The organism is Pseudoduganella sp. GW821-FHT11H04 (assembly GCF_058807935.1).
In genome coordinates this window covers 83165-92514 of the sequence record NZ_JBXARE010000021.1, presented here as the reverse complement: position 1 = coordinate 92514, position 9350 = coordinate 83165, and the positions used below count along the sequence as shown (strand labels likewise).

General features: G+C 57.1%; 10 protein-coding genes. 9 read left to right on the top strand and 1 reads right to left on the bottom strand.

Going from position 1 to position 9350, the window contains the following annotated elements; translation table 11 throughout:
- Positions 1-120: 120 nt before the first annotated feature.
- Positions 121-1092, bottom strand: coding sequence for a TcpQ domain-containing protein (locus AC1RTP_RS27155; protein ID WP_498611759.1), 972 nt, complete (start codon positions 1090-1092; stop codon positions 121-123).
- A gap of 121 nt (positions 1093-1213) precedes the next feature.
- Here AC1RTP_RS27155 and AC1RTP_RS27150 point away from each other — a divergent pair, with 121 nt between their 5' ends.
- From AC1RTP_RS27150 to trbL, 9 genes are all read left to right on the top strand, one after another.
- On the top strand, positions 1214-2311 hold the full coding sequence (locus AC1RTP_RS27150; RefSeq protein WP_498611758.1) for an ATPase, T2SS/T4P/T4SS family: 1098 nt from the start codon (positions 1214-1216) through the stop codon (positions 2309-2311).
- A 24-nt stretch (positions 2312-2335) separates the two neighbouring features.
- Positions 2336-2773, top strand: a complete 438-nt coding sequence (locus AC1RTP_RS27145; RefSeq protein WP_498611757.1) for a TrbC/VirB2 family protein — start codon at positions 2336-2338, stop codon at positions 2771-2773.
- Between the two features lie 14 nt (positions 2774-2787).
- Positions 2788-3123, top strand: coding sequence for a conjugal transfer protein TrbD (gene trbD, locus AC1RTP_RS27140; RefSeq protein WP_498611756.1), 336 nt, complete (start codon positions 2788-2790; stop codon positions 3121-3123).
- A gap of 12 nt (positions 3124-3135) precedes the next feature.
- On the top strand, positions 3136-5724 hold the full coding sequence (locus AC1RTP_RS27135) for a VirB4 family type IV secretion/conjugal transfer ATPase (RefSeq protein WP_498611755.1): 2589 nt from the start codon (positions 3136-3138) through the stop codon (positions 5722-5724).
- Positions 5725-5804: 80 nt separating this feature from the next.
- Entirely contained in the window at positions 5805-5975 is a 171-nt protein-coding gene (locus AC1RTP_RS27130) for a hypothetical protein (RefSeq protein ID WP_498611754.1), read from the top strand.
- A complete protein-coding gene (locus AC1RTP_RS27125; RefSeq protein ID WP_498611753.1) occupies positions 5972-6568 on the top strand; it encodes a hypothetical protein in 597 nt (198 codons plus the stop codon). The genes AC1RTP_RS27130 and AC1RTP_RS27125 overlap by 4 nt, the downstream gene beginning before the upstream one ends.
- Before the next feature lie 10 nt (positions 6569-6578).
- Positions 6579-7346, top strand: coding sequence for a P-type conjugative transfer protein TrbJ (trbJ, locus tag AC1RTP_RS27120; RefSeq protein WP_498611752.1), 768 nt, complete (start codon positions 6579-6581; stop codon positions 7344-7346).
- 19 nt (positions 7347-7365) lie between these two features.
- Positions 7366-7578, top strand: a complete 213-nt coding sequence (locus AC1RTP_RS27115; protein WP_498611751.1) for a hypothetical protein — start codon at positions 7366-7368, stop codon at positions 7576-7578.
- A 9-nt stretch (positions 7579-7587) separates the two neighbouring features.
- The gene (gene trbL / locus AC1RTP_RS27110; protein ID WP_498611750.1) at positions 7588-9333 is read left to right on the top strand and encodes a P-type conjugative transfer protein TrbL; all 1746 of its coding nucleotides are present in this window, start codon (positions 7588-7590) and stop codon (positions 9331-9333) included.
- Positions 9334-9350: the final 17 nt, after the last annotated feature.

The following is a 9350-nucleotide window of genomic DNA, read 5'->3' as shown; positions in this document are numbered from 1 at the left end:
ATCGCAAGCACGCAATCCCAGCCCCTGAAGGCCTAAAGGCGGCGCGAATGAAAGTCGTGCTTCCTATTTCGACAAAATAGAAAAGGCCCCGTAGGGCCTTTTTTACGGGTGTGCGGGTCTTTACTGGCGTGCGTCGACCACGTCGATGGTCCGTCGGTTTTTACTCACGCGGAAGTCCACTGCCGGGACGGCGGATGCGACTTGATTGAGGACCTCGAAGAACGTCCCCGTGTAGGTTGATGTGTACGTGACTTGATATGGATTCGATGCTGTCCAATTCGGTTCAGCATAGCCGGCAGTTACTGCCCATTCCTTGAGGTTGTCGCGCAACGACTTGTTTGCCGCAAGAGTCCAAATCCTTGGTACTTCGCCAAACGGGACAATTTGGCTTGGTGCCGGCTGGATCGCCGATCCGGTTTGGGACGCCGTGGCCGCTGCGGGCGTCTGGGGCAGGGGGGGGGCATTCGGGCCGAGATTAGCCAGGTAGTCGCCTACGAGCCGTACTGCACTCTCCTGCGAAATCATCTTCGACGCCGCCATGGACATTATTTTCCTCACGAATTCCAGTTTCGCGCTATCTGCATTCTGGGACTGGGCTTGCGCATTGGCGATCGGGACTGGAGCTGCTGCCGCCGGCGGCACGAACCGCGCAGTGCGCAGCGTGTCGGCGATCGCACGTTGAGGTGCCGAGCGAAAGACGATCTGAACGTCCGTGTCGAGGGGGTCAGTGTCCGGATCGACGTCGGCATTGACCTTGATGCGGTCGGGTGCAACCCCTTTCCTTACTAGCCAAGTTCGTACAGCCAGCGCGCGCCGGTTGGCGGCCACCAGCTGTTGTTTATTCTTTGCATAGACGTTCACCGCCACAGTGTCCGCATCGAGCGGGGCGTCGCCGAGGTTCTCCAGATCCGTGCGGGATGCCCTCGATAAGCGCGTGCCGGTGAACGACGCGTAGACGGTCTTGGCTTTGCGCGCCTGTTCCGGATTGGCGGCCGTTATGACGGGCGCGTCATCGTTGACGTAGAAGCCCGCTTGGGCATGCTGTGCGGCAGCGGTCACCAAAATTGCCAAAATGCTCTTTTTCAAATTCATAGCTTGTCCAATCCGTGAAGGGTTTGATGATTTCTGACGTCAGAAAAATCACAAAAATTTGTTGTTCTCATCCAATATTATATTATGATATCATTGTGGTACAAAAAAAGAACGCGACTTTTTGAATTTTGATGAAATGAGAGGCCCGGCAATGACAGGGATGAATCAGGGAGCGCCGGTACTGGCAATCAGTAATCAAGACTTGTCACTGGCGCGAAAGATGGAGGGGCTGCGCCGGGACTTAGGTCCGGTCATCATGCGCGAGTTGGAGGACCCAACGGTCATCGAAATCATGCTGAATCCTGACCTTAAAGTGTGGCGCGACCGCCTGGGCGAGGGCATGTCTGACACCGGATATGTGATGCCACTCTCGCAAGCTGAGAAGCTCATGGGCAGTATTGCGGACATGTTGGGTACGGTCGTCACACGGACCAACCCAATTCTGGAGGGGGAATTGCCCCTTGACGGAAGTCGATTCGAGGGATTGATTCCGCCAGTGGTCGCGAGGCCCACATTCGCGATCCGAAAAAAAGCGTCCATGATCTTCACGCTCGAAGACTACGAGTCGCGAGGCATTCTGACCGATCTGGACGACCCTCGAAACAAGAAGAAGCGAGCCATTGCAAGCTTCGTTGAGCTGTGCCGTGGGAAGAGTCATGTGGAGATTATCCGCATGGCGATCCGCATGCGCAAAAACATTCTGGTTGTGGGCGGCACAGGAAGCGGTAAGACGACGCTCGTCAACGCGATCTTGCACGGTATTGAGCACATCACTCCCGACCATCGCATTGTGCTGATCGAGGACACGGGGGAAATCCAGTGCTCGGCAAAGAACTATGTGCAGATGCGCTCGAATAAAGATGTGAGCATCACGCAACTGCTCTCGGCGACGCTGCGTATGCGGCCGGACCGGATCGGCGTGGGCGAAGTGCGGGGCCCTGCAGCGCTCGCGCTGCTAAAGATGTGGAATACGGGTCACCCTGGCGGGTTCGCTACGATCCACGCCGACGATTGCGAAAAAGGCTTGGTGCGCATGGAGCGTCTCATTGAAGAGAATCCAGGTATTCGAGCCAACCCACACGAAATCGCTGATGCGATCGATCTTTGTATTTTCATCGGAAAGGACGAGGAGGCCGCAGCCGGCAGGAAAGTAAGTGAAGTGATGGTAGTTGAAGGGTACGACGACGCGAGAAAGAAATATCTCACGACGCAGGTTTGACTAATTTTTTTAACGGAGAGTGAAATGCATATTAAAAAACTGAAATCTGGTGTCCGCGCGATCGCGCAAAACGTACGCGGCCGTATCGGGCGCAACGCGACAGCCGCGCTGGCAGCGGTCAAAAGAATGCCCCGTCAAATGTCCTGGTCGAAGGCCTGGACGGTCCTGTGGCTGGGAACCTATGCAGGCCTCGCCGCGGCGCAGGTTAGCGACGGTTCGGCGCCGTGGGACTCCTCGCTGTGCGGGATCGCGGGTTGGTTCAAGGGTCCGACCATGATCGCTGTCGGGTCGATTGCATTCGGCGCCGCCGGCGCTGGCTTCGTCTTCGGCGAAGAGCTGACCGGTATTCTCAAGAAGGTCGTCAACATCACGATGGGCGTTTGCCTGGCTGTGGGCGGCTCCGCAATTCTGGGCTGGATCGCGATCAAGGCCGGCGCCGCTAAATCCACCTGCGGCGTCTAAAGGGACGATTCGCGATGAGCGAGCGCAAACGGAGTGAATTGACGCGAGTGACGATACACGCCTCCGGTGTTCGTCCGCTTACTTTCATGGGCGGCGAACGCAACCTGGTGCTCGGTGGGCTGCTGTTCGCGCTGTACCTGGCCTTCGTGGTTTCTATGCGATATGGCATCTGGTATGGAATTCCCGTCAGCGCGTTGGTATGGGGCGTCTGGATTTCTTTAATGCGTAAGCTCGCGTCGGTCGATCCGATGATGTGGCAAGTGCTCAAACGTCATCGGAAGTATCGCGCCTTCTATCCGGCGCGAGGACGCATGAACGCGCCCCTGCGTGCTTTCAAGGACTTCAAATAAGGTTGTAAGAATATGAGCGGCTTTTGGACAAGCATTGTATTAATTGTCGTCGGCATCGTGTGGTACGCGGTGGCATCGGGCAAGGCGGGCATGCAAAAGGAGTACCGGGACGAGGACGAGGGTTTCGCGGATATTCTGCGTTACGCGAAACCAATTGAACCTGGCGTGATGTTAGGGAAGGGCGGCGAGTTGATCGCCGGCTTCTACTATCGCGGGACCGACACTGAATCGGCGAGCGTAGGCGAGATGGAGTCCATCTCGGCGCGCGTCAACGACGCTGTGCGGCGTCTGGGGTCCGGCTGGATGGTGCACATCGATGCGAACCGATCAACCGCGATTGGCTATCCAAAGGACTCGGCGTTCATGGAGCCCGTGGCGAAGCTGATGGACGATGAGCGAGCCGCCCAGTACAACCTGGAAGATTCGCACTTCGAAAGCGCGTATTCGATGATCTTCACCTACCTCCCGCCGTTACAGCTGGAGAGTCAGGCGACCGCATTGATGTTCGAGCGTAGTGAAGATCTGAGGAAGAACCCGAATGCGCTGCAATCACAAATTCTGTCCCGATTCGAGGACATGATCGCGGATATGCAAGCCCAGTTCTCGACGGTGTTCGAGGGCATTACGCGAATGGGAGAGCAGGTGGTGCGCAGCAAGGTGGACGATACCGAAGTGGTGATCGACCACCTGGCGGGGTACTTGCACTATGCGGTGACGGGCCTGAACCAGCACATTGTGAAGCCTCCTGAAGGCTTCATGTACGACAGCATCATTGGAAGCCAGGACTTCACCGGGGGCAACAACCCGAAAGTGGGCGAGAAGCATATCAAGTGCATCGCCATCGACGGCTTTCCAGCAGAGAGTTTTTCGGGAATTCTGTCGGCCCTAAATTCTCTGCCGGTGGCCTATCGCTGGAGCACGCGGTTCATTTTCATGGACCCGGAAGAAGGCAAGGGTCTGCTCGACAAATTGCGCAAGAAATGGCGACAAAAGGTACGCGGTATCAAGGATCAAGCCTCGAATTCGGCTAACGGTCCTATCGATCACGACGCGCTGGCGATGGAGGTCGACGCAAGTACCGCGATGGCGCTCTCCGCTTCGGGGCTGGTACGATTCGGACACTACACGAGCGTGGTCGTGCTGATGGATGAGAACGAGGCCCGCATAAAGCAAAGTGCGGAGGATTGCATGACGCTCATACGCAACCTTGGGTTCCCCGTCCGCCTTGAAGACGTGAACGCCGTCGAATCCTATCTCGGTACCCTGCCTGGACACGGCTATGAGAACGTCCGGCGTCCTATCGTGCATTCGCTCAATGTGGCGCACCTGATTCCAACGACGGCTACATGGCCGGGACTGACGACAAATCCCTGCGCGTTCTATCCGCCAAACAGCCCTCCAATTGCAATGGCCAAGACGACGGGCAATGCCCCATTCCGTCTCCATCTGCACGTCGAGGACGTTGGCCATGGTCTAATCATGGGCCCGACCGGAGCCGGCAAGTCGGCGTTGCTTGAATTTCTTGAGGCCAGCTTTCTGCGCTTCCCGAATGCCAAGGTGCGTAAATTCGAAAAAGGCTATTCGTCGTTCATACTTTGCAATGCAAACGGGGGTACTTACTACGATATCGGCGGAGAGCACGGGGGCGAGCTTAATTTCTGCCCGCTCGGGCGAGTCGATCGTCCCGTGGAGCGGGCCTGGGCGGAAGAGTATGTCCAGACGTTGTTGCGCCTCCAAGGCTTCGTGATATTACCGGCGCATAGAACGGAGATTCGCCTGGCTTTGGAAAAGCTTGGAAAGGGCGATGCGGATCGCCGTACCATGACCGAATTTTCGCAGCAGGTCCAAGATTTGGCGATGCGCGAAGCGCTCCAGGCGTACACGCTGCAGGGCGGGAACGCGATGCTCGACGCGGAACGTGACAGCATTGCGCTTGATCGCTTCGTGGTATTCGAAATGGAACACCTAATGAGCATGGGTGACGCTCACGCGGTGCCTGTGCTGCTGTATTTGTTCCGGTGCATTGAACGGGGTCTGGATGGTTCGCCGACGCTGATCGTGCTAGACGAGGCGTGGTTGATGCTGAACCACCCACTATTCCAGGAGAAGATCCGAGAGTGGTTGAAGACGCTCCGTAAGGCGAATTGCTGTGTCTGGTTTGCGACCCAGTCGATTTCTGACGTTGGAAAGAGCCCGATTCGGGACGTGCTTTACGAGAGCTGCCCGACCAAGATACTGTTGGCCAATCCCGAAGCCAGCACCAACGAGGACTCCGCGGCGCCGTACCGGCTCCTCGGTCTGAACGAACGCCAAGTGGAGATCATCGGGCGCATGGCCAAGAAGCGCGACTACTATTACATGTCGCCTCTGGGCAGGCGGAAATTCCAGCTGGGGCTAGGCCCGGTCAATCTTGCTTTTGTGGGCGCATCGGGGCGCGACGACATCGCGAAGGCGCGTGAGCTGATCGCTCGCTACGGAGTGCGTTGGCCGGTTGAGTGGCTGCGCTGGTGCAATATCCACAAGGACTGGGGCAAAGGAAAGCTCAGCACGTGGGCCGACTACCTCGATAAGCAAATCATTGAGCGAGAAAACGCGGCATAGAAACGATATTTTGATATCTTTCTATGTATCACTGTGCTATAATAAAGTCATAGAAATGGAAAACCACAAAGGAGTTTCAAATGACCATCTTAGTGATTCTTGCCATCATCTTTACCCCTTTGATCGCAGCGGCTGGCCAGGTCGTCGGCTTTGCAGTCGCTTTTCCCTTGGTGCTGGCCTTTCATGGTCTGCGGGGCGTAGCACGCTTCCTCGCAAACCGCGCGCGTACCTGGGCGGTGAAATTCGCATGAACACTTTACGATCGGGCTTTCGGGCGGTGGTGTTGGCGGGGCTCTTTGCTGTATTGCCCGCGACCGCGCAAATGTCGGCATCGCCGCCGAATTTGACGGTTGTAAGTCTCCAGGTGTACTGCCAAGGTTTGCAACCCTATGCCAGCTTCACCTTGCCGGTACTGGGGCAGGACTTGGGTCGTCCTGGGATTGTCTACGTTGGCATGCACGATGCTTCTCGCACCCAAGCCAAGTTTCTGAGCGGCGACAGCTGGTATGACTGGCAAAGTGGACTTTTTCCGGTGTACGCCGTCAGGGCCAGTGGATTGACTCACCTTCAGTTCTCCATTCCCTTGAACGGTTTGCTAGCCGGCGGTGGTTGGAAACTGTACGTCGGATATGGTGCGCTTAGCGATCAGGATGAGGCGCGAGTCCAATATGGAACCGATGCTGGTAATGCGGTCCGCGCAGTGCGAGGTAGCGCTGTGGTGAGTGTAGATCCCGATCATCACCGAAGGACGCTCGTTCAAACCGATCTTGTGCGGTTTGGCAAGTACGCTTACGTAAACACGGGTGTGGAAGCAAACGCCAAAGTATGTCAACCGCAAGACTGAGGGAGGGGCAATGAAAACACAATTGAAGATTTTGGCGGCTGTTAGTGTCTTAGCGCTGGTTACTGCATCGCAGAACGTGAAAGCGGGTGCGGTTGTTGGGGCGACTGAGTTTACTCAGATCGCCAACATGATCCAGTTATTGCTTTCGTACGTCGAACAGGCGCAGCAGACGGTGACCCAGATCAACCAGTACCGGTCGATGCTCCAGAATCTTGAACGTACGACCCCGAGCAGCCTGTTGAACCAACAAGCCCGAATGCTGTGGAACGACCAAAACATGACGCAGACATTCCAAAATTTGCGCACGCTCGTGGTCAATGGTCAGAAGGTCAGCTACTCGCTGCAAAATCAAGACCAGATGTTCAAGCGGTTGCATCCTGGATACGGCTCGGAATTCAGTTCCAAGAACGAATACCAGAGCTGGTCGGATAACACGCATTCTGCCGTTCGCAATGCGTTGGCCGTATCCGGTGCGCAGGCAGAAGCTCTTACCAACGAACAGGATGTCGTGCGCGAGCTACAATTGCGCTCGCAGAGTGCCGATGGGCAAATGAAAGCCCTCCAGGCCGGCAACGATATTGGTGTCGCTATGGTTGGTCAAATGCAGCAGCTGCGGCAGTTGCAAATTGCCCAGATGTCAGCGCAAAACCAATTCATGTCGAAGGATACGAGCGTGGCGGACGAAAAGAAAAAGTCGCTGGGAATCGTATTCGGCAATCTGCGTTCTTCGAAGGTGACCCAAGGCGCCAAGACGGTGCCAATCGATCCCAATCCGTAAACGCACGCAAGGAGGTTCTATGAAATATATCGTAGCTGGTTTGATGGTGGCCCTGCTGGCCGGATGCAGCGAATCTGACCCGGCGCCTCGCCCCGCGCCTTCGGCGCAGGCTGTGGTGACGCCGAGCGCTCCGCCAACCGAGGCGGAAAAGCAAAAGGCGCTGGATACGGTATTCGGTAACCTCCACAGCACAAAAGTTGTAAGGCCGTCTGCCCCTGACAAGAAACCATAGGAATCTAGTATGTCGATATTCCCGCCTTTCCGGCTAAAGCTGACCGTACGTCAGGTCCGCATTCTCGCGTTCATCCTCGTAACGTTGATGATGTTGTCGACCTCACTGTCGTCGTATGCGCAGACGACGCCGGCGCCGCTGGGCTTTAACGTTTTGAACGGTATCGGCGATGTCTACAAGGGTAGCTATAAGGGGTGGGGTGATGCGATCCGCGTTTACGCGATCCGTCTGTTCATGATGTTGGCCACGATCGACTTCGGCTGGATGTGCGTGACATTCATCATGGACAAAAAAGAATTAGACGACATGATGTTTAGCGTCGGCAAGAAGCTGATGACGCTGTCGTTCTTCATGTTCCTGCTGATGTCTTCCGGAACCTGGATTCCCCGGATTATTGACTCGTTCACGCAGATCGGCCGAGAAGCCGGGCACGCGTCGGCTGCTACGCCTGACGGCATTGTTGCCGATGGGTACGACGCGGCATTAGGGGTATTCCAAATTCTGCACGAATTGAAATTGTCGGAGCAACTTGTCGCAGTGCTTCCTGCAGCTGTGATAGCCCTGCTGATGTTCTTGTCTTTTCTCTTCGTCGCGGCGCAACTTCTCGTGGCCCTGATCGAGTCGTACATCATCATCGGCGGCGGGGTCATCATGATGGGCTTCGGCGGCTCGCGTTGGACAACAGACATGGCATCGAAGTACATGCAGTCGGCAGTGGCGATCGGCATCAAGCTCATGGTGCTCTACCTGATAGTCGGTTCCGGTCAAACACTCTTTGCGAATATTCATCTTGAGAGTGGTAACGAATTTTTCCCAAGCATGCTGAAGGCACTTGGTGCGGCATTGGTCTACGCGTATCTCTCCATCCAGGTTCCTGCGATAGCCAGCTCGATGATGTCGGGCAGCCCGAGTCTGTCTGCTGGGGGAATGGCGGGTGCGGCCATCGGTGCTGGAGCTGCCATTGCTGGTGTCGGGGCCGCTGCTGCGGCGACGTCCAAGGCTGGTGCGGGTGCGGCCGGTGGGGCGGCTGTCGCCGCTACCGGCGTGGCGAAGGCAATCGGAGCAGGTGTCGATTCAGGCATGGACATGGGCAAGAGCGGCGCAGGCCTGGCCGCCCATGCGATTGGCGAAGCTGGAAAGCATGGGCTCGGTTTGGCTGCCGGTGCCATCGGCGACAAGGTGGCTGGCGGGGCGTCGAGTTTCGCAGCCGCGGTTGATGGTTCTGCTGGCGGTCAGGTCGCGTCGAGCATCCAGGCATCACGTGGGGGAAGTATGTCAGGAGTGCCCGCGACTCCACCATCGGATAGCGGCGCGCTTCCTGTCCCTGGTGGGCAATCGTCCGGTGATGTGGGTGCGGCGCCGGCTGGGGGCGCATCGGCGGCATCTCCGAGTAATGTGTCGGGATCGCCCGGAGCGACAAATGCACCTAGCAGGCCTGCAACGGCGCCGGTGGCTGGGCAGGGCGGCGTGCCACCAGGTGGTCAAAGCGCTGCGCCGGGTGCCGTTGGCGCGCCTGCAACAGGGGCCGCGCCAAGTACCCCAATGTCGGCGGCCACGGGAGGCTCTGCTCCTCCGGCAGGTGACGCGAGTACGGGGTCTGTTTCCGGTGGCGGCCAGCAAGGACAGAATCAGGACGCCGGTTATCGCGGTAGGCCGGACCCTCTGCATCGGCAGATTCAGGACCTGAAGGGATATGTACCGGACGATGCCGCGCATGCGGCCTCGATCAACATCGATATGAAGCACGCTGAGTAATATAGTTATATTGGAGC

What these genes read in the sequence shown, in the direction of transcription:
- AC1RTP_RS27145 (WP_498611757.1), top strand. Translation starts at nt 2,336, where the DNA reads ATGCATATTAAAAAACTGAAATCTGGTGTCCGCGCGATCGCGCAAAAC.
- trbD (WP_498611756.1), top strand. Translation starts at nt 2,788, where the DNA reads ATGAGCGAGCGCAAACGGAGTGAATTGACGCGAGTGACGATACACGCC.
- AC1RTP_RS27130 (WP_498611754.1), top strand. Translation starts at nt 5,805, where the DNA reads ATGACCATCTTAGTGATTCTTGCCATCATCTTTACCCCTTTGATCGCA.
- AC1RTP_RS27115 (WP_498611751.1), top strand. Translation starts at nt 7,366, where the DNA reads ATGAAATATATCGTAGCTGGTTTGATGGTGGCCCTGCTGGCCGGATGC.
- trbL (WP_498611750.1), top strand. Translation starts at nt 7,588, where the DNA reads ATGTCGATATTCCCGCCTTTCCGGCTAAAGCTGACCGTACGTCAGGTC.
- AC1RTP_RS27135 (WP_498611755.1), top strand. Translation starts at nt 3,136, where the DNA reads ATGAGCGGCTTTTGGACAAGCATTGTATTAATTGTCGTCGGCATCGTG.
- AC1RTP_RS27155 (WP_498611759.1), bottom strand. Translation starts at nt 1,092, where the DNA reads ATGAATTTGAAAAAGAGCATTTTGGCAATTTTGGTGACCGCTGCCGCA.
- trbJ (WP_498611752.1), top strand. Translation starts at nt 6,579, where the DNA reads ATGAAAACACAATTGAAGATTTTGGCGGCTGTTAGTGTCTTAGCGCTG.
- AC1RTP_RS27125 (WP_498611753.1), top strand. Translation starts at nt 5,972, where the DNA reads ATGAACACTTTACGATCGGGCTTTCGGGCGGTGGTGTTGGCGGGGCTC.